Genomic DNA, 26,039 nt, shown 5'->3' on the forward strand with positions numbered 1-26,039 from the left:
GACTCGCAGCAACGGCCCACTCGTCGAGCGCGCGGCCAGGTGGTCCACCGACCGCGCGTAGCATCGGAGCCGTGACCCGAACCACCACGGCGGCGCCCCCGCTGACGGTCTCCACCCGGATCCTCGACGACCCGGGCACCGTCCTCCGCCACACCCTGCGCGACCGTCCCCTGGCCTTCGTCCGGAACGGTGACGGCATCGTCGGCATCGGGGAGGCGCTGCGGTTCACGTTCACCGGCCCCGACCGGATGCGCGACGCCGCCGCGGTGTGGCGCACCGTCGTGGAGTCGGCCGTCGTCGACGACCCGGTGCAGCTGCGCGGCTCCGGCCTGGTCGCGTTCGGCTCCTTCGCCTTCGCCGACGACTCCGCCGACGAGAGCGTCCTGATCGTCCCGCGCGTGGTCATCGGCCGTCGGCGCGGCAAGGCCTGGCTCACGGCGATCGACACGACCGTCGGCGCCGAGCCGCTCACGTTCACGCGGACCTCGGTGCCGGTCCCCCACGTCGGACCACACGTCTCCGTCGCGCTGCGCCCCGGCCGGATCGACGAGGCCGCCTACGCCGCGAACGTCGCCGAGGCCGTGCGGCGCATCGCCGCCGGGAGCGCGCAGAAGGTCGTCCTCGCCCGCGACCTCGTCGGCAGGATGCCAGCGGACGCCGACCACCGCGCCCTGCTGCTCGACCTCGCCGCCGCCTACCCGCAGTGCGTCACCTTCGCGGTCGACGGCCTGGTCGGTGCGACCCCCGAGACGCTCGCCCGCACCGACGGCACCCGGTTGACGGCGCGGGTCCTGGCCGGCAGCGCCGCACGCGGCGCCGACGAGGTGTCGGACCGTGCCGCTGCCGAGGCCCTCGCCGCCAGCGCGAAGGACGTCGAGGAGCACGCGTTCGCGATCGACAGCCTGCTCGCCTCGCTCCGACCGCTCGTGACCGAGTTGCGCGCCGACCCCGAGCCGTTCCGGCTGCAGCTGCCGAACCTGTGGCACCTGGCAACCGACGTGCAGGCGACCCTGCCGCCGGACACCACCTCGCTCGACGTCGCCGACGCCCTGCACCCCACCGCCGCCGTCGCGGGCACCCCCACCGACGTGGCCGTCCGGCTCGTCGCCGAGCTCGAGGGCGTCGACCGCGGTCGTTACGCCGGCCCGGTGGGCTGGATGAGCGCCACCGGCGACGGTGAGTGGATGCTGGCGCTCCGCAGCGCCCGCATCGACGACGACGGCACCGTCCGGGCCTGGGCGGGTGCGGGCGTCGTCGCGGGGTCGGAACCGGCGCGCGAGGTCGCCGAGACCGCTCTGAAGTTCCGACCGGTCACCGACGCGCTGGCCTGAGCGCCGCGTCAGTCGGCCAGCGGGACCTCGATCACGACGCGCTCGGCCGGGTCGGTGAGCACCCGCTCGAGGTCGCCCCACGTCTCCGCGCGGCGGTACTCCCAACCGAGGCCGGTCACGACCCGTTCGACGTCGACGTGCTGCGGGGTCGACATCATCCGGCGCATGTCCTCCGGTGGAGTGGTGCGTGCCACCTCGAGCCCGCGGAAGATCGCGCCGCCGTGGTCGTTGCCGACGACGACCTGGACTCGGTGCGTGCGCTCCTCGGTGCCCGTGACGAACGCCCCGAGGTCGTGGAGCAGGGTCAGGTCGCCGAGCAGCACCCGCGTGGTGCCGACCGACGCCGACGACTGTTCGAGGGCCGCGGCGATCCCGAGGGCCGTCGACACGGTGCCGTCGATGCCGGCGAGCCCACGGTTCGCGTGCACCCGGATCTTCTTGCCGAGCACGCGCCCGTCGGCGACGCGGATGATCTGCGAGGCGCCGAACACGAGCCGGTCGTGCGGCCACGTCACGCCCCACACGGCGTCGGCGAGCATCGCGCGGTCGACGGGTCGGCGGCGGAGGGCGACCTCGTCGCGCAGGAACTTGTTGCGCTCGGCACGGTCCGGGGACCGCTTGGCACCGAGGTCGGGTCCGGCGTCACCGTCGCCCAACAGCTGCCGGCTCGCACCGACCCAGCGCCCGACCCACGCACGGTGCTCCGGCCGGGTCCGGCCCGTCACGCGGACGTCGGACACGAAGGTGGTGTCGGAGGGCCGGGAGGCGCGGGCCGGGTCGAAGGGATCGGCCGCGTGTCCGCGGACCACGAACGTCTCGACCCCCTGCCGCTGCAGGAGCGCCGGGACCTCGCGACTGAGGGTGGGGTGGCCGAGCACGACGGCACGACGGACCACGCCGCCGAAGTCCTGGTCGCGCAGGAGTTCGCGGTAGGTGACGACGAGGTTCCGGCCGAACCGTGCGCCGCTGGAGACCTCGGCGAGCAGGGGCGCGCCGAGCTCCCACGCGATGCGCTCGGCGTCCTCGCCGGCGTCGTGCCCGGCGATGACGACCGTGCCCGGTTCGTCGTCCGGCGACAGCTCGGCCACCGGGAGTCCGCCGTGCGCACGACGGGTGGCGAACGCGGTGTCGACCTCGTCGTCGGGGACGCCCTGCACGCGGTCGGCGTCGAGGCCGGCGGACAGGGGTTCACGGAACGCGACGTTGAGCTGCGCCGGCCCCGGCTGTCCGGTGTGTCCGGCGGCTGCGGCGACGGCCTGGCGGGCGAGGTCGCGGAGCGCTGCACGCACCGAGGCGTCGGCTCCGTGCGCAGAGGGCGCCTCGACGTCGCGGACGAAGGCGACCGCGTCGCCGAACATCCCCGGCTGGACGGTGGTCTGGTTGCTTCCGATGCCGCGGAGCTCGTCCGGCCGGTCGGCGCTCAGCACGATCATCGGCACACCGGAGTGGTGCGCTTCGAGGACGGCAGGGTGCAGGTTGGCGACGGCGGTGCCCGAGGTCGTCACGACGGCGGCCGGTCGACCGGACTCCACCGCGAGCCCGAGGGCGAAGAACCCGGCGGTGCGCTCGTCGAGCCGGACGTGGACGGTCAAGCCGCCGGCACGCTCGAGGGCGACGGCCGCGAGCGCCAGGGCCTGGGATCGTGAGCCCGGGCTGACGACGACGTCGGTGACGCCGGCGCGGACGAGTTCCTGCAGCAGCGTCAGGGCAGCGTCCGTCGCCGGACTGCCCGATCCGGCGGGACCGTCAGCGATCGGTGCGGCCGTCGTCGTCTCGGTCGTGGAACTGGTCTTCGAGGTCTCGGAGGGTCGCGTCGTCCTGGTCCTTGTCCGTGAGGGTGTCCCCCGGAACGGGCGTGGTGCCGAGGAAGTCCGGGTCGTCTTCGGGTCCACGGTACCGGGCGGTCGTGCCCGGGGACGCCGGCGAGCGGCCGAGCAGGAACCAGAGCACCCCACCGAGGACGGGGAGGACGATCACGAGCAGGATCCAGACACCGCGCCTGAGGGATCGGACACGTTCGCGGGGCATCGTCGCGCAGTCGATGGCCGCGTACACCGTGAAGGCGACAGCGGCGACGACGACGATCAACCACAAGCGGACCATGCCCAGGAGTCTAGGTCGCGAGCCTGTGACGACCCTGCCGGTCGGCCGTCCGTAGACTCGCAGGGTGAAAGCGTGGCTCCTGTACACCCTGGCCCGGCTCGGCATCTTCGCGGCGGCGCTCGTGCTCCTCCGGCTCCTGACCCCGATGCCCTGGTACTGGGCGACGATCATCGCCGCCCTCGTCGGGCTGCTGGTGTCCTACATCGCGCTCGCCGGACTCCGCACCAAGGTCGCCCTGAGCCTGGCGAACCGCCGCGGTGGCCCGGAGCGCGATGCGGACACCGACTTCGAGGACGACTTCGTCGACGCGGCGGACACCGACTCCGCGGACACCCCGACCGTGCGCCCGGTGTCGGACGCCGACCGGCACGCCGCGCGCCGGGACACCGACGCGGAGTAGTCCGGCGGAGTCCTACGGCTGGACGGCGAGCGTGATGCCGAGCACCACGCCGAAGACCAGCGAGGCGAACGACGACAGCTGCAGTGCCGTGATGAGTTCACGGGGCTTGCGCGACGACACCCCGATCGCGAGCGCCGGCAGGGCCAGCAGCAGCGAGAAGTACGTGAAGCCCGTGCGGAAGTAGAGCAGGACGAACCAGAGCAGCACGACGTACGGCAGCAGCAGGAACAGGCCGTACAGCACCCGTGCCACCGGTCGTCCGACGACGACGGCCAGGGTGCGCTTGCCGGCGAGACGGTCCTCGTCGATGTCGCGGATGTTGTTCACCATCAGGACCGCGCAGGCGAAGAACCCGGCGGCGACCGCGGCGGCCCACCCGCTCGTGGTGGCCTGGCCGATGAGCACGTACTGGGTGCCGAGCACGGCGACGAGGCCGAAGAACACGAAGACGAAGACCTCGCCGAGCGCGTTGTAGCCGTAGGGCTTCTTGCCGCCGGTGTAGAACCACGCGGCGACGATGGCGGCGGCGCCGACGAGCAGCAGCCACCACAGCTGGGTGAGTACCACGATGACGATCCCGGCGACGGCAGCCAGCCCGAAGAACGTCAGCGCGACGGTCAGCACCGTCCGGGGCTTCGCGAGGCCGGCCCCCGTCAGTCGAGCCGGGCCGACGCGGTACTCGTCGGTGCCGCGGACCCCGTCGGAGTAGTCGTTGCTGTAGTTCACGCCGATCTGCAGGAACAGTGCCACCGCCAGGGCGAGCAGCGCGATGGCGAGGTGCCCGTCCTGCGCCAGGAACGCGCCGAAGTCGCCCGTGGTGCCGCTGTCGACGAAGCCCACGGTGGTGCCGAGCACCACGGGGACGACGCCGAGCGTCAGGGTGCGGAGCCGTGCCCCGCCGATCCAGTCCCGCGCGGTCGCCCGGCGCTTCGAGCGGACCGGGGTCGCAGCCTTCGCCGGGTTGCCCGAGCGGCCCTGCTTGTGCGTCGTGTTCTTCGTTCGTGCCACGACCACCGATCCTATCCGCGCCGCGTCGCACTGCACCGCGGTGCCGACGCGCGGGCCTACGAGGACGCCAGGTCCTGGATCGCCCGCCGGTCGGGTTTGCCGGACGCGAGCATCGGCAGCCGGTCGACCACCACCACCGCGGCCGGACGTGCGGCACGGCCGAGGGCGTCGCCCACGTGGGACCGGACGGTGTCGAGGTCGAGCGGCTGCTCGGTGACGACGACTGGCACCTCGCCCCACTCCCCCGAGGCCCGTCGGGTGACGACTGCACCGTGCTGGTCGGGCAGGTCGCGCACGAGCCGCTCGACCGCGCCGAGCCGGACCTTCTCGCCGCCGGAGATCACCACGTCGTCGAGGCGTCCGAGCACCCGGACCACCCCGTCCGACACCGTCGCGGCGTCCCCCGTGCGGTACCAGCGCAGACCGTCGCGGTCGACGAACGTCGCGGCCGTGCGGTCCTCGTCGCCGAGGTACCCCTCGGCGAGCATCGGACCCGCCAACTGGAGCTCGTCGTCCACCGCCGCGGTGCGGACGGTCCCGAACGGCACGCCGTCGTACACGCAGCCACCGCTCGTCTCGCTGGCGCCGTAGGTCGTCACGATGCGCACGCCCGCGGCGACCGCTCGCTCGCGGAGCGCCGCCGGGGTCGCCTGCCCGCCGACGAGGACCGCGTCGAACCTGCCCAGTGCAGCCGTCGCGCGGTCGTCGTCGAGCACGCGGGCGAGCTGCACGGGGACGAGCGACGTGTAGCGACGGGGAGCCGCTGGGCCGGTGACGAGCTGGTCCACGGCGTCCGCGAACGCCGTGGCGTCGAAGTGCCCCGGTGCCACGACGACCGGCGTCGTCCCCGCGGCGATCGAGCGGGTCAGGACGTTGAGGCCCGCGATGTAGTGCGTGGGCAGCGCCAGCACCCAGCTGCCCGGTCCGCCGAGCGCTGCGTCCGCCGCTGCGGCACCGGCGAGGAGCGCCTCGGACGAGAGGGCCACGCGCTTGCCGGTGCCGGTGGACCCGCTCGTCTCGACCACCAGGGCGACCCGCTGCCGGACGTCGGCCGGTGGCGGGGTCGGCAGCGCCGGTGTCCCTTCGGCGACGGGGAGCAACGCGGGGCCGCCGGCGAGCGCTGCCTCCAGGCCGCGGAGCACCGCCAGCGGATCCGACGTGCCCAGCGCGACCAGCGGACGGGTCATGCCGGCACCGCCGGGCTCAGTAGTGCCACGGGAACGACGTCCACTCGGGGGCGCGCTTCTCGAGGAACGAGTCGCGGCCCTCGACGGCCTCGTCGGTGCCGTAGGCGAGCCGCGTCGCCTCGCCCGCGAAGACCTGCTGGCCGACCATCCCGTCGTCGACGGCGTTGAACGCGTACTTGAGCATCCGGATCGCCGTCGGGGACTTGCCGAGGACGATCTCACCCCAGCGGATCGCCTCACGCTCGAGGTCCTCGTGCGGGACGACCGCGTTCACCGCACCCATCTCGTACGCACGCTGCGCCGAGTACTCCTGCGCGAGGAAGAAGACCTCGCGCGCGAACTTCTGGCCGATCTGCTTGGCGTAGTAGGCGCTGCCGTAGCCGCCGTCGAACGACCCGACGTCGGCGTCGGTCTGCTTGAACCTGCCGTGCTCGGCGCTCGCGATGGTCAGGTCGCAGATCGCGTGCAGCGAGTGCCCGCCGCCGGCTGCCCAACCGGGGACCACGGCGATGACGACCTTGGGCATCATGCGGATCAGGCGCTGCACCTCGAGGATGTGCAGTCGTCCCATCGACGCCTGCGCGGCGGCCGGGTCGACTCCCTCGGGCGGCGCACCCTCGTCGCCGACGTACTGGTAGCCGCTGCGCCCCCGGATGCGCTGGTCGCCGCCGGAGCAGAACGCCCAGCCGCCGTCCTTCGGGCTCGGGCCGTTGCCGGTCAGCAGGACCACGCCGACGCGGGGGTCCTGGCGGGCGTCGTCGAGCGCCCGGTAGAGCTCGTCGACGGTGCGCGGACGGAAGGCGTTCCGTACCTCGGGCCGGTCGAACGCGACCCGGACGATCCCCTTCGAGACGTGCTTGTGGTACGTGATGTCCGTGAACTGCTCCGCGATCGGAGCCGCGGTCCAGACGTCGGGGTCGAACAGGTCGGAGACGGGAGCAGCCATGCCCCCAACGTACCGCCGCCGGTCAGGCGCCCATGCCGGTCAGGACCTCGGGTGCGACGAACACCAGGATCACGATGAGGATCACCGGGTTGGCGAAGAAGGCCACCACGACACCGATCGCCCCGTACCACCGGCCGAGGCCACCGACGGCCGCGACGAAGCCGAGCACCGCCGCGATGAGGGTCAGGAAGACCACGACGAAGCAGATCCCGAACGCGAACTCGGTGTCACCGCCCATGAAGACCGCGAAGGCGCTGGCGTCCACCGCGGCGGACACCACCGCGAGGCCGAGGGCGATCTTGCCGACGATCGGGCTGCGGCGCTTCCGACCCGCCGTCTGGCGGACGTCGACGGTGTTCTGCTGCATGAGCCGCGCGAACTCGTCGGTGTCGCGACCGGGGCGCTGCGCACGCTGCTGCGGTTCCCGCGCCACCGCGCCTCCCTCGTTCCGGACGGTTCGATCCGGGTCGTGACCAGTGCCGACCGAGGCCGACCGATGCATGCTAATGCCCTGCCCTGGCGGTCCCCTCCGAGGAACCGGCAGGTGCCCTGGGTGCGGTGGGAGGATGGCCGACGTGCTCCCCGACCTCGCCGAACTCACCGCCGACGCGCACGTGGTCGCCCTGCCCATGCGGGTGCAGTTCCGCGGCATCACCACGCGCGAGGCGCTCGTCCTCCGCGGCCCCTCGGGCTGGACCGAGTTCTCACCCTTCGTCGAGTACGACGACGCCGAGGCCGCCGCGTGGCTCCGGGGCGCGATCGACTTCGGCTGGACCGAGCACGAGGCCGCCGCCGACTCGGTGCCGGTGAACGCCACGGTGCCGGCGATCGCCCCGGACCAGGTCGCCGCACTGCTCGCGCGCTACCCCGGGTGCACCACCGCCAAGGTCAAGGTCGCCGAACCCGGCACCACCGTCGACGAGGACGTCGCCCGGGTCGCCGAGGTCCGACGGGTGATGGGCCCCGCGGCCGCCGTCCGGGTGGACGCCAACGGACTGTGGAGCGTCGACCAGGCCACCGAGGCGCTCGAACGCCTTGCCCCCTTCGACCTGCAGTACGCCGAGCAGCCCTGTCGGACCGTGCCGGAGCTCGCCGCGCTGCGGGCACGGATCGACGGCCTCGGGGTGCGGATCGCCGCGGACGAGAGCGTTCGCAAGGCCGCTGACCCCCTCGCCGTCGCACGAGCCGGAGCGGCTGACGTCCTGGTCGTCAAGGCGCAACCGCTCGGGGGCATCACCGCGGCGCGTACGGTCATCGCCCAGGCCGGGTTGCCGTGCGTGGTCTCCAGCGCGCTCGACACCTCGGTGGGGCTCGGCATGGGCGCGTTCCTCGCCGCGGCTGCGATGTCCCCGGGGTACGCAGCCGGGCTCGGGACCGCCGCGATGTTCGCGTCCGACGTCACCGCGGACCCGCTCCTGCCGGTCGGGGGCCGCGTGCCGGTGCGACGGGTCGCGGTGTCGGCGGACCTCCTCGACCGGAACGCCGCGTCGCCGGAGCGTACGGCGTGGTGGCTCTCGCGGGTGGCTCGGGTGCACGCCGTACTGGCCGCCGCGTAGACCCGCCCTCCCGGCCCTGCACGCGACCGGACGACGGACGGGAGGCACGGTGCCAGCTGGCACCGTGCCTCCCGTCCGGTTCTGGTCGCGACCAGAGCCGCGTCAGTGACGCGCGTCGCTCACAGGCCCGAGTAGCTGTGCAGGCCCTTGAAGAAGACGTTCACGACCGAGAAGTTGAACATCACGGCGGCGAAGCCGATGAGCGCCAGCCAGGACGACCGCGCACCGCGCCAGCCGCGGGTCGCACGGGCGTGGATGTACCCGGCGTAGACGACCCAGATGATGAAGGTCCAGACCTCCTTGGTGTCCCAACCCCAGTACCGGCCCCAGGCACGCTCCGCCCAGACCGCACCGGCGATCAGGGTGAAGGTCCAGAGGACGAAGCCGACGAGCAGGACGCGGTAGGTCAGGACCTCGAGGCGGTCGGCGTCCGGCAGGGTCGCCATGAAGCGGAGCTTGCCCGAGGCGGTCCGGCCCTGGCGGTACGTCTGCACGAGCTGCGCCACCGCGAGCCCCGCACCGAGCGCGAAGAACCCGGTGCCGGCGATCGCCACGAAGACGTGGATGACGAGCCAGTACGACTGCAGCGCCGGCTGCAGCGGCACGACGGGGACCCAGTAGTTCACCGTCGCGATGCCGAGCAGGATGATCGTCAGCCCGGTGATGAAGACGCCGAGGAACTTCAGGTTCTGCCAGAACTGCACGAGCAGGAAGATGAGCGTGATGAGCGCCGTGCCGGTGAGCGAGAACTCGAACATGTTGCCCCACGGCACACGGTCGGCCGCGATGCCGCGCAGGACCACCGATGCGACGTGCAGCACCAGCGCGAGGATCGTCATGGCCATGCCGACCCGCTCGAACTTCGTGCCGCGCGCGGCCGAGCCGCCAGCGTTCGCCGGGGGTGCCGCGACCGGTTCGAGCACGACGGTGCCGCCCCGGACGGTGGCGACGGTCTTCGCCGAGCGGGCCGCGCCCACCGAGGCGGTCGCCGCAGCGTCGTCCGAGTCCGCACCAGCGTTCTTCGCCGCTGCCGTCACCTCGCCGGAGCGTTTCGCCATGTCCAGCGCGAACGAGATGAACGCGATGACGTAGACCGCCATCGCGGAGTACGTCAGCACGACCGAGTAGGTCGCGAGGTTCGTGGTCATGTCGTTCACTGGGGCATCCTAACTCCGAGGTCCGACGTGTGGCGCTGTGCGATGTCCGCGACGGCCCGTTCGAGGTTGGGGTCCTCACCGCGGGCGAGGCCCGCGTACTCCAAGTCGTACTCGCCGTGCTCTGCGCCCTTGCGGGGGACGACCTTCACCCACACGCGTCGGCGCGGGACGAAGAGCGACGTGAGCAGCCCGAGCGTCGAGAGCAGCGCGAAGGCGGCGACCCACGCCTGCGACGGGTCGTGGTGCACGTCGAGCGACACGTAGCGCTTGACGCCGTCGAAGGTGATCGACCCGGCACCGTTCGGCAGCTTCTTGGTCTGCCCGGGCTCGAGCGCGATGCTCGCCGTGTCGGACTGACGGCCCGCGATCTGCGTGAGGCCCTTGGTGTCGAGCGTGTAGACGCTCTGCGGCACGCCGCTGTCGAGGCCGAGGTCGCCGGTGTAGACCTGCAGCGTCAGCAGCGGGTTCTGCGTGTCCGGGTAGGCGCTCGTGTACGCACCCGAGGCGAGCTTCGACGCCGTCGGGTAGAAGAACCCGACCATGCCGAGCTGGTCCGGCAGCGCGTCCGGCACCTTGATGACGCCGGTGGACGTGTAGTTGGCGTCCTCGGGCAGGAACGGCACGACGTCCTGGAACGCCACGTTGCCCTCGCCGTCGCGCACCGTGACGTTCATCGCGTAGCCGTTGCCGAGCAGGTAGACGTTGGTGCCGCCCACGTGCAGCGGGTCGTTCACGCCCAGGCGGCTGGTCGTCGACTCGCCGCCTTTCTCCTTGCTCGTCACGGTCGCCGAGTAGTCGAGCGCCTGGCCGAGGGCGTCGAGGTTGCGCTCCTCGTACTTCGTGACGAACTTGTCGAGCGTCAGGTTGTAGCCCTTGAGGTCGGTCTGCTGGAACCAGCGGCCCGGGTTGAACGAGTCGTACGAGCCGAGGACGTTCGAGAACGTCTGCCCCTCGACCAGCAGCCGCTGGCCGGTGAACCCGAACCCGCCGCCGACACCGACGGCCAGCAGGACACCGACGAGCGCCGCGTGGAACACCAGGTTGCCGGTCTCGCGCAGGTAGCCGCGCTCCGCGCTCACCGAGTCGCCGAAGCGCTCGACGCGGTACCCGGAGCGCTTCAGGATCGCCATCGCGCGCGTCACCGCGTGCTCGCTGGACGGGAGGCCCGTGGTCACGTCGATCCCGGTGGTGCCGTCGATCATCGCGTCGGGCTGCACCGCCACGGTGCGGAAGCCCGCCAGTCGCGTCAGGCGGACGGGGGTCCGGGGCGGACGGGTGCGGAGCGCCTGCCAGTGGTGCTTCGTGCGCGGCACGATGCAGCCGATCAGGGAGACGAACAGCAGGAGGTAGATCGCCGAGAACCACACCGACGTGTAGGTGTCGAAGACCTGCAGCTTGTCGAGGATCGGGTAGAGCGTGGCGTGGTCGGCCTTGTACTGGACGACACCGTTCGGGTCGGCGGTGCGCTGCGGCACGAGCGAGCCCGGGATCGCCGCGAGGGCGAGCAGCATGAGCAGGAACAGCGCGGTGCGCATGCTCGTGAGCTGTCGCCAGAAGAACCGGAGGGTGCCGACGAAGCCGAGCTTCGGCTGGTTGATGCCGGCGTCGCCGGGGCCGGAGCCGTCGACGTGGTCGGACGGTCGCTGCGGGTCCGACGCGGTGTCGGCGCCCGTCGCTTCGGTTTCGGGATCAGACCGCGGGGACAAAGCTCTGGATCACCGCCCCGACGCTCGACATGACGGCCGACCAGATTCCGGTGACCATGAGCAGACCGATGACGATCAGGATCGCTCCTCCGATGATGTTGACGGTGCGCATGTGCCGCTTCACGGCGCGGATCGCACCGGTCGCCCAGCCGGCCCCGAGGGCGACGAGGACGAACGGGATGCCGAGGCCCAGGCAGTACGCGACGCCGAGCCACATGCCCTGCCAGGCACTGCCCGACTGCACGCTGAGCAGGTTGATGGCGGCGAGGGTCGGGCCGAGGCACGGGGTCCAGCCGAGGCCGAACACGATGCCGAGCAGCGGGGCGCCGACGAGTCCGGTCGCGGGCGTCCAGCTCGGCTTGATGGTGCGCTGCATGAACGTGAACCGGCCGACGAACACCAGCCCCATCGCGATGACGACGACGCCCAGGATCTGCGTGATGAGGTCGCGCCAGCGCACGAGCCAGAACCCGAGCGCGCCGAACACCGTCGTGTACGCGACGAAGACCGCCGTGAAGCCGAGGATGAACAGGAGCACGCCGAGCACGACCCGCCCGCGGCGCTGCCCGCCCTCGGCGATCCCACCGACGTACCCGAGGTAGCCGGGCACGAGCGGGAGCACGCACGGCGACAGGAACGAGACGAGTCCCGCGAGCGCCGCCACGGGCAGCGCGACGGCCATCTGGCCGCTCAGGATCGCCTCGGCGAAGGGGTTGGAGGCCACGGGTCAGGAGGCCTTGCCAGCGTCGACTTCGTCGCTGATCAGGGTCTTCAGGATGCTCGTGCCGTCGACGGCGCCGAGCACCCGGGCAGCCACGCGCCCCTTGGTGTCGAGGACGATCGTGGCCGGCACGGCGTTCGGGGCGATCTGACCGGACAGGGCGAGCTGCATCGTGCCGGTCTTCTGGTCGAGGACGGTCGGGTAGTCGACGCCGAAGGTGCGCTCGAAGGCGGCTGCGGTCGCTGCCTCGTCGCGGACGTTGACGCCGATGAACGCGACGTCGTCTGCACCGGCGTAGGACTCGTGCACCTCGTTGAGGTACTTCGCCTCGGCGCGGCACGGCGGGCAGCTCGCGTACCAGAAGTTCAGGACGACGACCTTGCCCTTGAGGTCCTTCGACGAGACGGTGTCGCCGTCGGAGTCCTTCGCCTCGAAGTCGACCGCGTCGGACCGCTTGTCGGCGGTGACCTCGGTCACCGCGCCGTCGCCGGAGATGTAGTTCTGGGTGGTGCCGTTGCCGTACTGCTTGGCGAGGCCACCGTTGTCCGACGAGCACCCGGACAGGACGAGCGCCGCGGCGACCGCCGTCGCTGCGAGGACCGCGAACCGCTTGCTGATGACGCTCACACTGCTCCTTCGTCGATGGCGGTCGCGCGCAGCTCCTGCGCGGGATCCGTGTACCCGACCTCGGTGAACCGACCGGTCGACGTGGCGGGCACCCGTTCGACGGTCGTGATGCTCGACAGGTCGCAGCGGCGCTTGCGTGGGTCGTGCCAGAGCGACTCCCCCGCGAGCTTCCGGTGGACCGTCCAGATCGGCAGCTGGTGGCTGACCAGGACGACGTCGCCGCCGTCCACGCTCTCCCACGCCGTGGTCATCGCGGCGAGCATGCGGTTCGCGATCGACTCGTACGCCTCGCCCCAGCTCGGCCGGAACGGGTTCGCGATCCAGGGCCACTCCGCCGGACGGCCGAGCGAACGCTTCGTGAAGCCCGGGGGCTGCCCCTCGTACCGGTTCGTCGGCTCGATCAGGCGCTCGTCCAGCGTGACGTCGAGCCCGTACGCAGCCGACCACGGCGCCGCGGACTCCTGCGTGCGCTGCAGCGGCGAGGCGACGATCCGGCGCACGTCGACACCGGCGTCCTTCCACGCGGTCGCCGAGGCAAGGGCCATCTGCTTGCCGAGGTCACTCAGTCCGAAGCCCGGGAGCCGCCCGTACAGGACGCGGTCGGGGTTGTGCACCTCACCGTGCCGGACGAGGTGGAGTCGGGTGGCGGGCATGGGTTCCAGTGTAGGTCGCCCACCGGTGCTCACCGGCCCCACAGCCGATTCACCGGATGCGGAAGCGCTCAGCCGAGCTCGCCCGACAACCGCCCGTGGATGGCCACCGACCCGGTGTTGAGGCCCACGACCTCGACCGTGGACCCGTGCTTGGCGAACCGCTGCTCGACGCCGTCCAGTGCCGCGACCGTCGAGGCGTCGAAGACGTGCGCGTTGGAAAGGTCGATGACCACGTGCTCCGGGTCCACGGCGTAGGAGAACCGCGTGACGAGGTCGTTCGACGACGCGAAGAACAGGGCGCCGCGCACCCGGTACCGCACGGTGTGCTCGTCGACCGGCTCGCGGACGACGGTGACGACGTGCGCCGCCCGGCGAGCGAAGACCAGTGCTGCGACGACGACGCCGACGAGCACGCCGGTCGCGAGGTTCTCGGTCACGACGACCACCACGACGGTGATGAGCATGACGGCGGTCTCCCCGAGGGGCATCCGCCGCAGGGTTCGCGGACGGATGCTGTGCCAGTCGAAGGTCGCCACGCACACCATGAGCATCACGGCGGTCAGCGCGGCCATCGGGATCTCGGCCACGAGGTCGTGCAGCACGATCGTCAGGACGAGTACGGAAGCACCGGCGGCGAAGGTCGAGATCCGGGTCCGTGCGCCCGCGGTCTTCACGTTGATGACCGTCTGGCCGATCATCGCGCAACCACCCGTCCCGCCGAAGAACGCCGACGCGATGTTGGCGACGCCCTGCCCCCAGGACTCCCGCCACTTGCTCGAGCCGGTCTCGGTGATGGAGTCGACGAGCTGCGCGGTCAACAGGGTCTCGATGAGGCCGACGATCGCGACACCGAACGCGTACGGCGCGATGATCTGCAGCGTCTCGAAGGAGAACGGCGTGACGATGCCGTTGAACCCGGGCAGTGCGGTGGGCAGTTCGCCCTCGTCGCCGACCGTGGGGACGACGACGCTGAAGAGCATGGTGATGCCGGTGATCACGACGACCGCGATGAGCGGCGCGGGGACGGCCTTGGTCAGGAACGGGAAGCCGACGATGATCGCGATGCCGAGGGCGGTGAGCGGCCAGACGACGAACGGGACGTCGGGGCCGAGCAGGTTGGGCAGCTGCGCGGTGAAGATGAGGATGGCCAACGCGTTGACGAACGCCACGTTGACACTGCGCGGGATGAAGCGCATCAGGCGCGCGACCCCGAGGAACCCGAGCACGAGCTGGAACACGCCACCGAGGACGATCGCGGGCACGAGGTACTCGATGCCGTGTTCGCGGACGAGCGGCGCGATGACCAGGGCCACCGAACCGGCCGCGGCGGACACCATCGCCGGACGACCGCCGACGATCGAGATGACGACGGCGATGATGACGCTCGAGAACAGGCCGACCGCGGGGTCGACCCCGGCGACGACGGAGAACGAGATCGCCTCGGGGATGAGCGCGAGCGCGGTGACGACACCGGCGAGGACCTCGCGGGTGAGCATGCGGGGTGAGCGGAGGGCGGTGAGGACGCTCGGGGCCGCCGGCGCGTGTGTGATCACGGACATCGATCGGAACTCTACCCTCACGTGAGGGTAGAGTTGTGCACCGTGAGCACCACCGACACCCCGGACACGATGCACATCGGCGAGCTGGCGGACCGTGCCGGCATGTCCCTGCGGACGATCCGCCACTACGACGAGGTCGGGCTGCTCGTGCCGAGCGGCCGCACTACGGGCGGGTTCCGGGTCTACACCGCGCAGGACCTGGACCGGCTGCTCGTGATCCGCCGCATGAAGCCACTCGGGTTCACGCTCGACGAGATGGCGGACCTGCTGCGGGTCGTCGATGCGCTGGCGGCGAAGGACCCCGACGACGAGCCCGCGCTGGCTGCACGCCTCGACGAGTACCTCGACGATGCCCGGGCCCGGCACGCCAAGCTCGTCGAGCGCGCCGGCATGGCCGAGGAGTTCATCGGCACCCTGGGGTCACTCCGCGCTTCGCTCCCCTGAGCGCTCGTACCGCGCGAGCCATCGCCGCTCAGCCTCGGCTGCTTCTTCCGGGGAGTACTCCAGACGTGCCTCCACCCGCTCGAACATGGCGATCATCTTCCGCGCCTTCCGCTTCGGGTACGCGTCGAGGATGACCTGGTTGAGCCGGACCTGCGCACGCCGGCGTTCCTCACCGGTCATGTGCATGAACATGCGTTGCATCGCGTTCCTCTTCTCCGAGTGTTCGTACCAGGACACTCACACCTGGATCGTCGACCCGTCCATGAATCTGCATGTCGTACATCGCGCCCGCGACCATCCGTCCGATCTCGGCCTTGCCGACGTCGTCGGACGACACCATCTCCGCTGCCCAGACAACCTGTTGCCAGACGTACGCTCGCTCGATCGCACGGTGCTCTCGCCGCCACCGCATGAACGACCAGACCGTTGCCGTCGTGGTGCCTCCGAGCGCCAACAACGACGCGACGATCGTCGCGATCGCCGCAGGCGGCCAGGTCGCGAGCTCCCCCGTCCCCGTCCCCACCCGGTCCCCCTCTCGTCTCGCGACCCGGCCACGTCGAGAACGCTACGGACCCACTCGACGCCCCACGGGCCTCCCGGTCAGACCTGTGGACGACGCCGGAAGCGAGCCGCCCTGTGGAGGGGAACACCCTGCGGACCGACGCCGCCGGACGCAGACGGTTAGACTCGACCACCGTGATCGAACGCACCCGCATCGCCGACCTCGCTGCCCTCCCCGACGGCCCCGTCTCCGTGGCCGGATGGGTCGAGACCGTCCGAGACCAGAAGAAGGTGCAGTTCGTCGTCCTCCGCGACGAATCCGGCGCCGTCCAGCTCGTGAACCCCGCCACGCGCGAGGCCGAGGACGGTGACGACGCCACCCAGGCCGCGCTCGCCACCACCACCGAGATCTCGGCCCTCGCCCACGGCACCTTCATCCACGCCACCGGCACCCTGAAGCACGACGAGCGCGTCAAGCTCGGCGGGCTCGAGGTCAAGGTCGGCACGCTCGAGGTGGTGAGCGCCGCGATCCCGGAGACCCCGATCGCCGACGACTCGTCGCTCGACAAGCGGCTCGACTGGCGCTTCCTCGATCTGCGCAACCGCAAGCAGAACCTCATCTTCCGCATCCAGACGACCCTGGAGCACGCGTTCCGCACCTACTGGGTGGACCGCGACTACATCGAGATCCACACCCCGAAGCTGATGGCGTCGGCGTCCGAGTCGCGCGCCGAGCTCTTCCAGCTCGAGTACTTCGAGACGACCGCCTACCTGGCGCAGTCGCCGCAGAACTTCAAGCAGATGGCCCAGCCGGCCGGCTTCGGCGCCGTGTTCGAGATCGCCGACGCGTTCCGCGCGGACCCCTCCTTCACGAGCCGCCACGCGACCGAGTTCACGAGCGTCGACGCCGAGTTCTCGTGGATCGAGTCCCACGAAGACGTCATGGCGATGCACGAAGAAGTCCTGGTCGCCGGCATCACCGCGGTCAAGGAGAAGTACGGCAAGGACATCGAGGAGGTCTTCGGCTTCGAGCTGCAGGTCCCCGCGACGCCGTTCCCCCGCGTGACCCTGGCCGAGGCCCGGAAGATCGTGGCCGACAGCGGCCACGACGTCGTCCGCGCCGACGGCGACCTGGACCCCGAGGGTGAGCGCCGCGTCGCCGCCTGGGCGAAGGAGCACCACGGTTCGGAGTTCGTGTTCGTCACCGAGTACGACGCCTCGATCCGGCCGTACTACCACATGCGCAAGCCGGGCGACCCGTCGCTCACGAACAGCTACGACCTCATCTTCAACGGCGCGGAGATCTCCACGGGCGCACAGCGCGAGCACCGCGTCGACGTGCTCGAGGCGCAGGCCGTCGAGAAGGGCCTCGACCCCGAGGAGCTCGGCTGGTACCTCGACTTCTTCCGCTACGGCGTGCCGCCGCACGGTGGGTTCGGCATGGGCCTCGCGCGCGTGCTCATGCTCATGTTGGGTGAGCCGTCCATCCGCGAGGTCACGTACCTCTTCCGTGGACCGACGCGCCTGACCCCGTAGTCACGTCGCGCGGCGCCCCGCGCGAGCGCACATCGCGCGGCGCCCCGCGCGAGCGCACATGGTGAGTAGAAATTGGTCGCCTCCCGATGCGGGAGGCGACCATTTCTGCTCACGAAGCGCCGCAGCGCACGCAGCGCCGGGGGGCGGGACGGGAGGCCCGGCTCAGCTCTGCCAGTCGATGGCAGCCCGCCCCGTGACCAGTCCACGGATCTCGGCTGCGGCAGCCTGGTGGTCCGGGTGCACCTGGTACTCGTCGAGTCCGGCGAGGTCGTCGAACGACGCGACGACGGCGACGTCGCTGTTCTTCTCCGGGTAGGCGACGTTCTCGACGACCTCGAGCGAACGGATCGACCCGATGGTGCCGGTCAGGCCGGTCAGGAGTTCGCGGATCCGGGCGATGGTCGCGGCGCGGTCGAGGTCTTCGCGCAGGGTCCAGGCGACGACGTGGGAGATCATGCGGGGGAACCGGCCTTCTCGAGGGCACGTGCGAGCCGGTCGGCGTCGACGTGCCAGTTGCTGTGGACGCGCCCGTCGACCAGCACGACGGGGATGTCCTCCGCGTACTCCTGGCGGAGGGCGTCGTCGTCGAGGATCGAGCGTTCCTGCAGGGTCGCGCCGGGGTGTTCGGCGACGACGCGTTCGACCACGGGCCGTGCGTCGTCGCAGAGGTGGCATCCGGGCTTCGTCAGGAACGTCACTGCGGGCATGGCTCCAGCGTAGCCCGCGGTCCGCGTCCCCTGGGGAATGCGAAAGCCCCGGCGAACCGGGGCTTGACGCTGCAGGCTCGGGGCCTACTTCTTGTTGCGACGCTGGTGGCGCGTCTTGCGAAGCAGCTTGCGGTGCTTCTTCTTCGCCATGCGCTTGCGACGCTTCTTGATGACAGAACCCATGTGGACCTCGCTCGGACTGTGCTGATGTATCGGACACCGGGCCGTCGAGACCGCGGAAAATCAACCCGGCCGAGTCTACCGGAGGGCTGACGCGATGTCGAACGCGCCCGGAACGGACGGGTGTGCGCTCAGCCGACGTCTGCGATGCCGCCGCGCAGCACGTCGGCGACGGCTGACTCGGGGACACGGAAGGACCGGCCGAAACGGATGGCGGGGAGCTCACCGGCGTGGACCATGCGGTACACGGTCATCTTCGAGACACGCATCATCTCGGCGACCTCAGCGACGGTGAGGAAGCGCACGTCGTCGAAACTGCCGGTCATGATCCGCCTTCGGTGGCTCGCACGCGATCCGCGCACGGGTTTGGTGTGACCTGTGTGGTCACTGGCAACTGTAGAGGCGCGTGCGACCCAGTGTCCAGGCTCAGTCTTCGTCGCCGCGGCGGGTGAAGCGCTTGCGGCTGCGGTCGACGACACGCTCCCAGCCCTGCTGCGCACCGGAGATCGCCGCGGTGGCCCGGTAGGACGCCTCGGCCATGACACGCCCGAGCTCGGTCCCGACCTCGACGGTGGTCTTGCCGGCAGCACCGTTCCGGCGGACGGACACGGGCTGACCGTCGGGGGTCCAGGCCGTGGTCGCGGGCATGCCGTCGGCGTCGACCGCGCCGGTGAACGGCAGGACCCAGTCCTCCAGCGACACGAGCGGTTCCGGGTCGAGCCGGTAGAAGCGGTGCTGCCCTTCTTCGCGGCTGGTGACGAGTCCGATGTCGCGCAGGACCCGGAGGTGCTTCGACACCGTCGGCTGGCTGGCGCCCAGTCGTTCGACCAGTTGCCCGACGCTGAGTTCCCCGCCGGTGACGTCCGATCCGTACGCGGCGAGGAGGGTCCCGAGCAGCTCGCGCCTCGTGGGGTCCGCCACGACGGAGAAGATGTCGGCCATGCGGGCAAGGCTAGCCGGGGCACCACGGATGTACCATGACGAACCGTCCCGGCCCATGTCCTCGGAGGCATACGATGCTCGACCGTACCGAGCCGCTCCCGCGGCACGTGACCGTCACCCGACGACGCGGCGGACGGATCGCGACGGTCCTGCGCTCGTCGCCGTCACGTCTGGCGATCCTGGTGTTCGTCGCCCTCATCTTCGTGTTCACAGCGCTGTTCATGACCCCGTGGGCTGCGGCCGACGGGACCGGCACGCACTTCTCCGACGCGCTGTTCACGGCGGCGTCGGTGGTCTGCGTCACGGGCCTCGCGACCGTCGACATGGCCACGCACTGGTCGGTGTTCGGCAAGGTCCTCGTGGTGATCGGGACGCAGATCGGTGCGGTGGGCGTCCTGACCTTCGCGTCGATCCTCGGGCTCTTCGTGACCCGCAAGCTCGGGCTCCGCGCGAAGCTGATGGCCGCCGGCGACTCGAACCCGCTCCGCACCCACCACGGGGCGGTCCCCGAGGGGCAGGCCGTCCGCCTCGGCGAGGTCGGCACCCTGCTCGCCACGGTCGCGGTGAGCACCCTGTCGATCGAGATCGTCCTCGGCTTGCTGCTGCTGCCGTCCGTGCTGATCGCCGGCATCCCGTTCTGGACCGCGGTCGGTGACTCCTTCTACTACGCCGCCATGGCGTTCACGAACACCGGCTTCTCGCCGAACGCGGACGGCCTCGACCCGTTCGCCCACGACTACTGGTTCCTGACGCTCCTGATGATCGGTGTCGTCGCGGGGTCGATCGGCTTCCCGGTCATCCGCACCCTGACGAAGCAGCTCCGCACGCCGCGCCGCTGGCCCATCCACGTCAAGCTCACGCTGGCCACGAGCGCCGTCCTGCTCATCGGCGGTGCGATCGTCTACACCGCGCTCGAGGCGTCGAACCCGACGACCTTCGGCGAGGAGGGTGCCGGCCGGACCGCGTTCCAGGCCCTCTTCCTGTCGACGATGACCCGGTCCGGTGGCTTCTCGCTCGTCGACTTCGACCAGCTGAACGGCTCGAGCCTGCTCGTCACCGACATGCTCATGTTCATCGGCGGCGGGTCGGCCTCGACCGCTGGCGGCATCAAGGTCACGACGCTCGCCGTGCTGTTCCTCGCCGCGGTCGCCGAGGCCCGGGGCCGGCAGAGCATGGAGGCGTTCGGCCGCCGCATCCCGAGCGACGTGCTGCGGGTCGCGGTCGCCATCGTGCTCTGGGGGGCGACGATCGTGGCCGTCGCGACCGTGGTGCTCCTGCAGATCACGGACGATTCGCTCGACCGTGTCCTGTTCGAGGTGATCTCGGCGTTCTCCACCAGTGGGCTGTCCTCGGGTGTCTCCGCGAACCTGCCGGAGTCCGGCAAGTACGTCCTGGCCGCCACCATGTTCCTCGGTCGGGTCGGTACAGTGACCATCGCCGCAGCCCTGGCCGCGAGTCAGAGCCGGCAACTGTTCCGCCGTCCCGAGGAGAGGCCGATCGTTGGCTGACCGAACCCGTCCCCCGCACCCGATGGGTGCGATCAGTCACGACGCACCCGTGCTCGTCATCGGCCTCGGCCGGTTCGGCGCCGCCACCGCAGGTCAGCTCGAACGGCAGGACCGCGAGGTGCTGGTCGTCGACACCGACCCGGGCCTGGTGCAGAAGTGGTCGGACCGGGTCACGCACGCCGTGCAGGCCGATGCGACCGACATCGACGCCCTGCGCCAGATCGGTGCGCAGGACTTCGCGATCGCGGTCGTCGGCACGGGCAGCGACCTGGAGTCGAGCGTGCTGATCACCGCGAACCTGGTCGACCTCGGCATCCCGCAGATCTGGGCGAAGGCCATCAGCCGGTCGCACGGCACGATCCTGTCCCGCATCGGCGCGAACCACGTCGTCTACCCGGAGCGCGAGGCCGGCGAGCGCACGGCGCACCTGGTGTCCGGGCGCATGCTCGACTTCATCGAGTTCGACGACGACTTCGCGGTGGTGAAGATGTTCCCGCCGCGGGCGGTGCGCGGCAAGGACCTCGCGACCACGGTGATCCGCACGCGGTTCGGCCTGACGGTGCTCGGCATCAAGCCGCCGGGCAGCCCGTTCGTGCCGGCGACCCCGGAGAGCATCATCGGCGAGAACGACGTGATCATCGTCTCGGGGTCCGAGACGGACCTGGAGCGCTTCGCCGCCTACGAGTAGTCCCGGACGCGGCTACGACGCCGCGATCTCCTCCGCACGAGCGATCGCCGCGCGCGACGCGCGCAGGAACGTGTCGGCGAGGTCGGCGTCCTGCAGCACCGCGACGGCCCGCTCGGTGGTGCCCTTCGGGCTCGTTACGGCACGCCGCAGGTCTGCGGGTCCGCGATCCGACCGGTCGAGCAGCTCGACGGCACCCCGGAGCGTGCCCTGCACCATCGCGGCCGCCTGCTCGGGGGCGAAGCCCAGCGCCTCGGCGGCACGCTGCCACTCCTCGACGAGCAGGAAGACGTAGGCCGGGCCCGAGCCGGACACCGCCGACAGGGCGTCGAGCTGCGCCTCGGGCACCTCGAGCACCCTTCCTGACGCCGTGAACACCGACGACGCGAGCGCGACGGCCTCGGCGTCCGCCGATGCCCCGGCGCTGATCCCGGTGACGCCGTGGCCGACGCCGATCGGCGTGTTCGGCAGCGCCCGGACGACGCGGACCCCGGCCGGCACCCGCGCCTCCATGCTCGCGGTGGTGGTGCCGACCGCGACGCTGACCAGCACCGCACCGGGCTCCAGGTCGGCGGCGACCTCGTCGAGCAGATCCGCGATCACGTACGGCTTCACGCCGACCACGACGAGGGCCGCACCACGCACCGCCGAGCGGTTCGCGTCCGGGTCGGTGTCGCTCGCGGTGGCGTCGAGCCCGCGCTCCCGGTGGGCGGCCGCCGACGCCTCGGACTTCGTCGTGAGGGTCACGGTCGCCGGGTCGAGTCCGGCGGCGAGCAGGCCGTCGAGGACCGAGCCGGACATGGAGCCGACGCCGAGCAGGGCGGTACGGGGCAGGTCGATCGTCATGCTCCCGACCCTACCGACCGGCCTCGCCTAGGATCGTCTTCCAGATCGGGAGAAGGGGACAGCTGTGAGCGCTTCAGGAGGCACGAAGGCGATCCTCGCCGCACTCGGTGCGAACGTCGGCATCGCGATCGTGAAGTTCGTCGCGGCGGCGATCAGCGGGTCCGCATCGATGCTGGCCGAGGGCGTGCACTCCCTGGCCGACTCCGCGAACCAGCTCCTCCTGCTGCTCGGTGGTCGCCGGGCACGCCGTGCCGCCGACGAGGAGCACCCGTTCGGCTACGGCCGTGAGCGCTACGTCTACGCGTTCGTCGTCTCGATCATCCTGTTCTCCGTCGGCGGCGTCTTCTCGCTCTACGAGGGCATCGAGAAGCTCGCCCACCCGCACCCGCTCGAGAACTGGTGGCTGCCGCTCGTCGTGCTCGTCATCGCGATCGGGCTCGAGGGCTTCTCGCTCCGCACCGCACTGAAGGAGGCCCGGCCGCAGAAGGGCACGCTCAGCTGGGTCCAGTTCGTCCGCCGCGCCAAGGCCCCGGAGCTGCCCGTCGTCATGCTCGAGGACACCGCGGCACTGCTCGGCCTGGTGTTCGCACTCTTCGGCGTCGGGCTGACCGCGATCACCGGCAACGGCGTCTTCGACGCGATCGGCACGATCTTCATCGCCGCACTGCTCATCGCCGTCGCGGTCGTCCTGGGCATCGAGACGAAGAGCCTCCTCGTCGGGGAAGGCGCGACCGCCGCCGACGTCGAGCGGATCAAGCACGCGGTGCTCGACGGCCCGGAGGTCGACTCGATCATCCACATCAAGACCCTGTACCTGGGTCCGGACGAGCTGATGGTCGGCGTGAAGGTCGCCGTCGACGGCGACCGCCGCCTGGGTGACGTCGCCGCGGGCATCGACACGGTCGAGCAGCGGGTGCGCTCCGCGGTGCCGATCGCCCGGGTCATCTACGTCGAGCCCGACGTGCTCCGCACCGGTCCGCGCCCGCCGACCGAGGCGATCGTCATCCTCGCCGCTGACTGAAGAACGCGTCGAGCAGCGCGGCGCACTCGCGTTCGAGCACGCCGCCGACGACCTCGGAACGGTGCGGCAGCCGGCGGTCCCTGGCGATGTCGTAGACGCTGCCGGTCGCGCCCGCCTTCGGGTCCCAGGCGCCGAACACGACCCGCGGCACGCGTGCGGCCAGGATCGCCCCGGCGCACATCGGGCACGGTTCGAGGGTCACGACGAGCGTGTGCTCGTCGAGGTGCCAGTCCCCGGTGACCGCGGCGGCCGCGCGGAGCGCCAGTACCTCGGCGTGGGCGGTCGGGTCCTGCAGCGCCTCGCGCTCGTTCCGGCCGACGGCGACGACGACGCCGTCGCGGTCGAGCACCACCGCCCCGACGGGCACGTCGCCGGTCGCCAGGCAGGCCCGGGCCTCGTCGAGCGCGCGCTCCATCGCCGGGACGAACGGACGGGCAGCGGGCGCTTCCACGGGACCTCCAGGTGGTCGGCAGCACGGTAGGCTCGACCCTATGCGAGTCCACGTCGCCGACCACCCGCTCATCACCCACAAGCTCTCGGTGCTCCGCGACCGGACCACACCCTCCCCCACGTTCCGCGCCCTGACCGAAGAGCTCGTCACGCTCCTCGCGTACGAGGCCACGCGGAACGTCCGGGTCACCGCGACGCCCATCGACACCCCCGTGGCGCACACCATGGGCGTCTCGATCGCCAAGCCGCGTCCGCTCGTCGTCCCGATCCTGCGTGCCGGCCTCGGCATGCTCGAGGGGATGGTCAAGCTCGTGCCGACGGCCGAGGTCGGGTTCCTCGGCATGGCCCGCAACGAGGAGACGCTCGAGCCGCAGACCTACGCCGAGCGCCTGCCCGACGACCTGTCCGGCCGTCAGTGCTTCGTGCTCGACCCGATGCTGGCCACCGGCGGGACCCTCGCCGCTGCCATCGACTTCCTGTTCGCCCGCGGTGCCGAGGAGATCACCTGCGTGTGCATCCTCGGTGCGCCGGAGGGGCTCGCCATGGTCGAAGAGGCCGTCGGCGACCGCAACGTCTCGATCGTCCTCGGCGCCCTCGACGAGAAGCTCGACGAGAACGGGTACATCGTCCCCGGTCTCGGCGACGCCGGCGACCGCCTCTACGGTCTGGCCGAGTAGGCAGTCGACGTCACCGACGATCGACGGGAGACCCGTGGCGACACCGCCACGGGCCTCCCGTCGTCCGTCAGCCCGGTCCACCGCCACCGGTGCGCGGAACGCACCGTCTGCTCGGACGGTTGACACCACCTTGGTATACCGCCGATACTCGTCCCATGACTGCAACCGTGTCCACCCGCGTCCTCTCCGAGGTCCAGGGGACTGCCGGCATGATGATGTCGGTCGCCGTCATGCGTTGTCGAATGTGTGCCTGATCGGCACCCGTTCCAGCCGGATCCCCCGCGACACCACCCCGGTCGCGAGCGTGTGATCCCCGGGTGACGGACACCGTCGGCGACGCGCACCACGTCACGAGGTCTGTCTCCCGTTCCCCCGGGTCCGCCCCGGTCCGCAGCAGGACCGCAGGGCACATCGGCATCCAGCCGTACCCGGGTCGACGCATTCGACACCGCCGCCAGCGCCACACGCGCACCGGCCACGTCGACGCATTCGACACCGCCGCCAGCGCCACACGCGCACCGGCCACATCGCCCGGAGAACCACCATGTCGCTCACCATCGCCCAGCCCCGCACCGCGCTCCGCACCGCCGCTCCCGCGCCGACTGACCTCGGGACGGTCACCCCGATCCGTCCGCGTCCCGCGACACCGGCCACGACCGGGCAGACGAGCGTGCCGACCAGCCCGGTCGTCGCGCCGCAGCGCAACCGCTCCCTGCCCGAGGGCACCGAGGCCCGTGGCTTCGCGCTCTACGTCGGGATCGACGAGGCGAAGGCGGCAGCGGCCGGCACGACGCTCGCAGCCGTCGTCGAGCAGCTGAAGGCACTGACCGCGCAGCTGGTGCCGAACTCGGAGACCTACGCGGCCGTCGCCGTCGCCGCGGAGCAGTCCGGTGGCCGTGACGTCGACGTCGTCCGCCTGGCCCTGCAGGACCGGTCCGCGGTCGCCGCCCGCAAGCAGGCCGAGAAGCCCGAGCCGGAGGAGACCGGGGTCGTCATCGACATCTCCCGCAAGCGCGTCACGCTCGACGGCGACGCAGCTCCCCTGACCTACAAGGAGTTCGAACTCCTGCAGTTCCTGGTGCTGCGCGAGGGCCAGACGGTGGACCGCTCGGCCATCATCGACGGCCTGTGGTCCGACGGCGAGGACGAGACCCCGAACGAGCGCACCATCGACGTGCACGTGCGTCGTCTCCGCTCCAAGCTCGGCGCGTTCGAGGAGATCGTCCGCACCGTCCGCGGCGTGGGCTACCGGTTCGACCGGCACGCCGACGTGGCCGTGCGCTACGCCTCCACGCCCTCACCCGACCTCTTCTGATCCTGATCGGTCGCTCTTGGTGAACTCGCAGCGAACGACGCACGGGGAGGCTAGCGCGCCGTTACCGCTTCGTTATACAGTCGGTGGTGCAGACGGTGTTTGCTGTGGCACCGCCTGCGGAATGTGATTGCAGGAAACTCTTGGTGCAAGGGAGAGGGCCGGTCGCTCGGAAGAGCGGCCGGCCCTCGTGCATGTCCGAGCGCGTGCATGTCGAACCCGCGCCTGTCGGGGGCCGTCGGTAGTGTGGACGGACCGTCCGACCAGAGGGGAGCG

Annotated in this window: 31 protein-coding genes; 10 read left to right on the forward strand and 21 right to left on the reverse strand. The window is 71.1% G+C overall.

Annotated features, from left to right (window positions below; genetic code table 11):
• The first annotated feature begins 71 nt into the window (after window positions 1–71).
• Window positions 72–1,331, forward strand: a complete 1,260-nt coding sequence (locus ACIPV1_RS06430) for an isochorismate synthase MenF (RefSeq protein WP_402725978.1) — start codon at window positions 72–74, stop codon at window positions 1,329–1,331.
• 8 nt (window positions 1,332–1,339) lie between these two features.
• On the opposite strand, the gene menD is transcribed toward ACIPV1_RS06430, so the two are convergent.
• Both menD and ACIPV1_RS06440 read right to left on the reverse strand, forming a co-directional pair.
• Window positions 1,340–3,085, reverse strand: a complete 1,746-nt coding sequence (menD, locus tag ACIPV1_RS06435; RefSeq protein ID WP_159573808.1) for a 2-succinyl-5-enolpyruvyl-6-hydroxy-3-cyclohexene-1-carboxylic-acid synthase — start codon at window positions 3,083–3,085, stop codon at window positions 1,340–1,342.
• Window positions 3,078–3,434 (reverse strand): PLD nuclease N-terminal domain-containing protein, encoded by a 357-nt coding sequence (locus tag ACIPV1_RS06440; protein WP_131921755.1) that lies wholly within the window; start codon window positions 3,432–3,434, stop codon window positions 3,078–3,080. Before ACIPV1_RS06440 ends, menD begins: the two co-directional genes overlap by 8 nt.
• Before the next feature lie 64 nt (window positions 3,435–3,498).
• Between ACIPV1_RS06440 and ACIPV1_RS06445 the strand changes: the two genes are divergently transcribed.
• Window positions 3,499–3,834 carry a DUF4229 domain-containing protein gene (locus ACIPV1_RS06445; RefSeq protein ID WP_402725979.1) on the forward strand — a complete coding sequence of 112 codons (336 nt, stop codon included), beginning with the start codon at window positions 3,499–3,501 and terminating at the stop codon, window positions 3,832–3,834.
• Window positions 3,835–3,846: 12 nt separating this feature from the next.
• Here the strand turns inward: ACIPV1_RS06445 and ACIPV1_RS06450 are convergent, their stop codons facing one another.
• From ACIPV1_RS06450 to ACIPV1_RS06465, 4 genes are read right to left on the reverse strand one after another with little or no spacing between them, the layout of a single operon-like run.
• Window positions 3,847–4,848: a 1,4-dihydroxy-2-naphthoate polyprenyltransferase gene (locus tag ACIPV1_RS06450; protein WP_123339055.1), complete on the reverse strand. Its 1,002-nt coding sequence runs from the start codon at window positions 4,846–4,848 to the stop codon at window positions 3,847–3,849.
• Window positions 4,849–4,898: 50 nt separating this feature from the next.
• Window positions 4,899–6,029, reverse strand: a complete 1,131-nt coding sequence (locus ACIPV1_RS06455; protein WP_402725980.1) for an AMP-binding protein — start codon at window positions 6,027–6,029, stop codon at window positions 4,899–4,901.
• Window positions 6,030–6,045: 16 nt separating this feature from the next.
• Window positions 6,046–6,975 (reverse strand): 1,4-dihydroxy-2-naphthoyl-CoA synthase, encoded by a 930-nt coding sequence (locus ACIPV1_RS06460; protein ID WP_111084280.1) that lies wholly within the window; start codon window positions 6,973–6,975, stop codon window positions 6,046–6,048.
• A 22-nt stretch (window positions 6,976–6,997) separates the two neighbouring features.
• A complete protein-coding gene (locus ACIPV1_RS06465; protein ID WP_123292094.1) occupies window positions 6,998–7,408 on the reverse strand; it encodes a hypothetical protein in 411 nt (136 codons plus the stop codon).
• A gap of 133 nt (window positions 7,409–7,541) precedes the next feature.
• Here ACIPV1_RS06465 and ACIPV1_RS06470 point away from each other — a divergent pair, with 133 nt between their 5' ends.
• A complete protein-coding gene (locus ACIPV1_RS06470) occupies window positions 7,542–8,531 on the forward strand; it encodes an o-succinylbenzoate synthase (RefSeq protein WP_402725981.1) in 990 nt (329 codons plus the stop codon).
• A gap of 119 nt (window positions 8,532–8,650) precedes the next feature.
• On the opposite strand, the gene ccsB is transcribed toward ACIPV1_RS06470, so the two are convergent.
• From ccsB to ACIPV1_RS06500, 6 genes are all read right to left on the reverse strand, one after another.
• Window positions 8,651–9,679 (reverse strand): c-type cytochrome biogenesis protein CcsB, encoded by a 1,029-nt coding sequence (gene ccsB / locus ACIPV1_RS06475; protein ID WP_123938775.1) that lies wholly within the window; start codon window positions 9,677–9,679, stop codon window positions 8,651–8,653.
• A gap of 5 nt (window positions 9,680–9,684) precedes the next feature.
• Complete coding sequence (locus ACIPV1_RS06480) at window positions 9,685–11,394, reverse strand: cytochrome c biogenesis protein ResB (RefSeq protein WP_235036025.1); 1,710 nt, start codon at window positions 11,392–11,394, stop codon at window positions 9,685–9,687.
• A complete protein-coding gene (locus tag ACIPV1_RS06485; RefSeq protein WP_123292336.1) occupies window positions 11,378–12,076 on the reverse strand; it encodes a cytochrome c biogenesis CcdA family protein in 699 nt (232 codons plus the stop codon). Before ACIPV1_RS06485 ends, ACIPV1_RS06480 begins: the two co-directional genes overlap by 17 nt.
• 45 nt (window positions 12,077–12,121) lie before the next feature.
• On the reverse strand, window positions 12,122–12,742 hold the full coding sequence (locus ACIPV1_RS06490; RefSeq protein WP_123339052.1) for a TlpA disulfide reductase family protein: 621 nt from the start codon (window positions 12,740–12,742) through the stop codon (window positions 12,122–12,124).
• Window positions 12,739–13,395 carry a histidine phosphatase family protein gene (locus ACIPV1_RS06495; RefSeq protein ID WP_123292091.1) on the reverse strand — a complete coding sequence of 219 codons (657 nt, stop codon included), beginning with the start codon at window positions 13,393–13,395 and terminating at the stop codon, window positions 12,739–12,741. Before ACIPV1_RS06495 ends, ACIPV1_RS06490 begins: the two co-directional genes overlap by 4 nt.
• Window positions 13,396–13,463: 68 nt before the next feature.
• Window positions 13,464–14,954: a SulP family inorganic anion transporter gene (locus ACIPV1_RS06500; protein ID WP_402725982.1), complete on the reverse strand. Its 1,491-nt coding sequence runs from the start codon at window positions 14,952–14,954 to the stop codon at window positions 13,464–13,466.
• 69 nt (window positions 14,955–15,023) lie between these two features.
• On the opposite strand from ACIPV1_RS06500, the gene ACIPV1_RS06505 reads away from it, so the two are divergent.
• Window positions 15,024–15,398, forward strand: a complete 375-nt coding sequence (locus ACIPV1_RS06505) for a MerR family transcriptional regulator (RefSeq protein WP_111084475.1) — start codon at window positions 15,024–15,026, stop codon at window positions 15,396–15,398.
• Here ACIPV1_RS06505 and ACIPV1_RS06510 read toward each other — a convergent pair.
• Together ACIPV1_RS06510 and ACIPV1_RS06515 are read right to left on the reverse strand one after the other, a co-directional pair.
• Window positions 15,375–15,599: a hypothetical protein gene (locus ACIPV1_RS06510; protein ID WP_123938606.1), complete on the reverse strand. Its 225-nt coding sequence runs from the start codon at window positions 15,597–15,599 to the stop codon at window positions 15,375–15,377. The two genes, ACIPV1_RS06505 and ACIPV1_RS06510, sit on opposite strands and share 24 nt — an antisense overlap.
• On the reverse strand, window positions 15,568–15,921 hold the full coding sequence (locus tag ACIPV1_RS06515; protein WP_131879312.1) for a hypothetical protein: 354 nt from the start codon (window positions 15,919–15,921) through the stop codon (window positions 15,568–15,570). Before ACIPV1_RS06515 ends, ACIPV1_RS06510 begins: the two co-directional genes overlap by 32 nt.
• Before the next feature lie 173 nt (window positions 15,922–16,094).
• Here ACIPV1_RS06515 and aspS point away from each other — a divergent pair, with 173 nt between their 5' ends.
• Window positions 16,095–17,435 (forward strand): aspartate--tRNA(Asn) ligase, encoded by a 1,341-nt coding sequence (gene aspS, locus ACIPV1_RS06520; protein WP_402725983.1) that lies wholly within the window; start codon window positions 16,095–16,097, stop codon window positions 17,433–17,435.
• A 162-nt stretch (window positions 17,436–17,597) separates the two neighbouring features.
• Here the strand turns inward: aspS and ACIPV1_RS06525 are convergent, their stop codons facing one another.
• From ACIPV1_RS06525 to ACIPV1_RS06545, 5 genes are all read right to left on the reverse strand, one after another.
• On the reverse strand, window positions 17,598–17,891 hold the full coding sequence (locus tag ACIPV1_RS06525) for a Dabb family protein (RefSeq protein WP_123292087.1): 294 nt from the start codon (window positions 17,889–17,891) through the stop codon (window positions 17,598–17,600).
• Complete coding sequence (locus ACIPV1_RS06530) at window positions 17,888–18,142, reverse strand: glutaredoxin family protein (protein ID WP_123292086.1); 255 nt, start codon at window positions 18,140–18,142, stop codon at window positions 17,888–17,890. The genes ACIPV1_RS06525 and ACIPV1_RS06530 overlap by 4 nt, the downstream gene beginning before the upstream one ends.
• An 84-nt stretch (window positions 18,143–18,226) precedes the next feature.
• Window positions 18,227–18,325: a 30S ribosomal protein bS22 gene (locus ACIPV1_RS06535; protein ID WP_003792170.1), complete on the reverse strand. Its 99-nt coding sequence runs from the start codon at window positions 18,323–18,325 to the stop codon at window positions 18,227–18,229.
• 128 nt (window positions 18,326–18,453) lie between these two features.
• A complete protein-coding gene (locus tag ACIPV1_RS06540) occupies window positions 18,454–18,648 on the reverse strand; it encodes a helix-turn-helix domain-containing protein (RefSeq protein WP_022902482.1) in 195 nt (64 codons plus the stop codon).
• Between the two features lie 100 nt (window positions 18,649–18,748).
• Window positions 18,749–19,264: an ArsR/SmtB family transcription factor gene (locus ACIPV1_RS06545; RefSeq protein ID WP_402725984.1), complete on the reverse strand. Its 516-nt coding sequence runs from the start codon at window positions 19,262–19,264 to the stop codon at window positions 18,749–18,751.
• Between the two features lie 74 nt (window positions 19,265–19,338).
• On the opposite strand from ACIPV1_RS06545, the gene ACIPV1_RS06550 reads away from it, so the two are divergent.
• Window positions 19,339–20,772, forward strand: a complete 1,434-nt coding sequence (locus ACIPV1_RS06550) for a TrkH family potassium uptake protein (RefSeq protein WP_248703615.1) — start codon at window positions 19,339–19,341, stop codon at window positions 20,770–20,772.
• Window positions 20,773–20,794: 22 nt separating this feature from the next.
• Entirely contained in the window at window positions 20,795–21,460 is a 666-nt protein-coding gene (locus ACIPV1_RS06555; protein WP_111084290.1) for a TrkA family potassium uptake protein, read from the forward strand.
• 12 nt (window positions 21,461–21,472) lie between these two features.
• Here the strand turns inward: ACIPV1_RS06555 and proC are convergent, their stop codons facing one another.
• Window positions 21,473–22,303, reverse strand: coding sequence for a pyrroline-5-carboxylate reductase (gene proC, locus ACIPV1_RS06560; protein WP_123292083.1), 831 nt, complete (start codon window positions 22,301–22,303; stop codon window positions 21,473–21,475).
• Window positions 22,304–22,367: 64 nt separating this feature from the next.
• On the opposite strand from proC, the gene ACIPV1_RS06565 reads away from it, so the two are divergent.
• Window positions 22,368–23,324: a cation diffusion facilitator family transporter gene (locus ACIPV1_RS06565; RefSeq protein WP_123292082.1), complete on the forward strand. Its 957-nt coding sequence runs from the start codon at window positions 22,368–22,370 to the stop codon at window positions 23,322–23,324.
• Here the strand turns inward: ACIPV1_RS06565 and ACIPV1_RS06570 are convergent.
• A complete protein-coding gene (locus tag ACIPV1_RS06570; RefSeq protein ID WP_123938773.1) occupies window positions 23,305–23,739 on the reverse strand; it encodes a nucleoside deaminase in 435 nt (144 codons plus the stop codon). The genes ACIPV1_RS06565 and ACIPV1_RS06570 overlap by 20 nt on opposite strands.
• 76 nt (window positions 23,740–23,815) lie before the next feature.
• On the opposite strand from ACIPV1_RS06570, the gene upp reads away from it, so the two are divergent.
• Window positions 23,816–24,451: a uracil phosphoribosyltransferase gene (gene upp, locus ACIPV1_RS06575; RefSeq protein WP_111084293.1), complete on the forward strand. Its 636-nt coding sequence runs from the start codon at window positions 23,816–23,818 to the stop codon at window positions 24,449–24,451.
• 544 nt (window positions 24,452–24,995) lie between these two features.
• Entirely contained in the window at window positions 24,996–25,766 is a 771-nt protein-coding gene (locus tag ACIPV1_RS06580) for a winged helix-turn-helix domain-containing protein (RefSeq protein ID WP_123292081.1), read from the forward strand.
• The last annotated feature ends 273 nt before the right edge of the window (window positions 25,767–26,039 follow it).

Origin of the sequence: Curtobacterium sp. NPDC089991, from assembly GCF_044748425.1 — a bacterium.
In the GTDB taxonomy this organism is placed as follows: Bacteria; Actinomycetota; Actinomycetes; order Actinomycetales; family Microbacteriaceae; genus Curtobacterium.

Coding starts and splice junctions, on each gene's coding strand:
- ACIPV1_RS06540 (WP_022902482.1), bottom strand. CDS start 18,648: ATGACCGGCAGTTTCGACGACGTGCGCTTCCTCACCGTCGCTGAGGTC.
- ccsB (WP_123938775.1), bottom strand. CDS start 9,679: ATGACCACGAACCTCGCGACCTACTCGGTCGTGCTGACGTACTCCGCG.
- ACIPV1_RS06535 (WP_003792170.1), bottom strand. CDS start 18,325: ATGGGTTCTGTCATCAAGAAGCGTCGCAAGCGCATGGCGAAGAAGAAG.
- ACIPV1_RS06500 (WP_402725982.1), bottom strand. CDS start 14,954: ATGTCCGTGATCACACACGCGCCGGCGGCCCCGAGCGTCCTCACCGCC.
- proC (WP_123292083.1), bottom strand. CDS start 22,303: ATGACGATCGACCTGCCCCGTACCGCCCTGCTCGGCGTCGGCTCCATG.
- ACIPV1_RS06460 (WP_111084280.1), bottom strand. CDS start 6,975: ATGGCTGCTCCCGTCTCCGACCTGTTCGACCCCGACGTCTGGACCGCG.
- ACIPV1_RS06455 (WP_402725980.1), bottom strand. CDS start 6,029: ATGACCCGTCCGCTGGTCGCGCTGGGCACGTCGGATCCGCTGGCGGTG.
- ACIPV1_RS06505 (WP_111084475.1), top strand. CDS start 15,024: ATGCACATCGGCGAGCTGGCGGACCGTGCCGGCATGTCCCTGCGGACG.
- ACIPV1_RS06495 (WP_123292091.1), bottom strand. CDS start 13,395: ATGCCCGCCACCCGACTCCACCTCGTCCGGCACGGTGAGGTGCACAAC.
- ACIPV1_RS06555 (WP_111084290.1), top strand. CDS start 20,795: ATGGGTGCGATCAGTCACGACGCACCCGTGCTCGTCATCGGCCTCGGC.
- ACIPV1_RS06440 (WP_131921755.1), bottom strand. CDS start 3,434: ATGGTCCGCTTGTGGTTGATCGTCGTCGTCGCCGCTGTCGCCTTCACG.
- ACIPV1_RS06485 (WP_123292336.1), bottom strand. CDS start 12,076: ATGGCCGTCGCGCTGCCCGTGGCGGCGCTCGCGGGACTCGTCTCGTTC.
- ACIPV1_RS06470 (WP_402725981.1), top strand. CDS start 7,542: ATGGCCGACGTGCTCCCCGACCTCGCCGAACTCACCGCCGACGCGCAC.
- ACIPV1_RS06580 (WP_123292081.1), top strand. CDS start 24,996: ATGTCGCTCACCATCGCCCAGCCCCGCACCGCGCTCCGCACCGCCGCT.
- ACIPV1_RS06545 (WP_402725984.1), bottom strand. CDS start 19,264: ATGGCCGACATCTTCTCCGTCGTGGCGGACCCCACGAGGCGCGAGCTG.
- ACIPV1_RS06570 (WP_123938773.1), bottom strand. CDS start 23,739: ATGGAGCGCGCGCTCGACGAGGCCCGGGCCTGCCTGGCGACCGGCGAC.
- upp (WP_111084293.1), top strand. CDS start 23,816: ATGCGAGTCCACGTCGCCGACCACCCGCTCATCACCCACAAGCTCTCG.
- ACIPV1_RS06550 (WP_248703615.1), top strand. CDS start 19,339: ATGCTCGACCGTACCGAGCCGCTCCCGCGGCACGTGACCGTCACCCGA.
- ACIPV1_RS06525 (WP_123292087.1), bottom strand. CDS start 17,891: ATGATCTCCCACGTCGTCGCCTGGACCCTGCGCGAAGACCTCGACCGC.
- ACIPV1_RS06530 (WP_123292086.1), bottom strand. CDS start 18,142: ATGCCCGCAGTGACGTTCCTGACGAAGCCCGGATGCCACCTCTGCGAC.
- ACIPV1_RS06510 (WP_123938606.1), bottom strand. CDS start 15,599: ATGCAACGCATGTTCATGCACATGACCGGTGAGGAACGCCGGCGTGCG.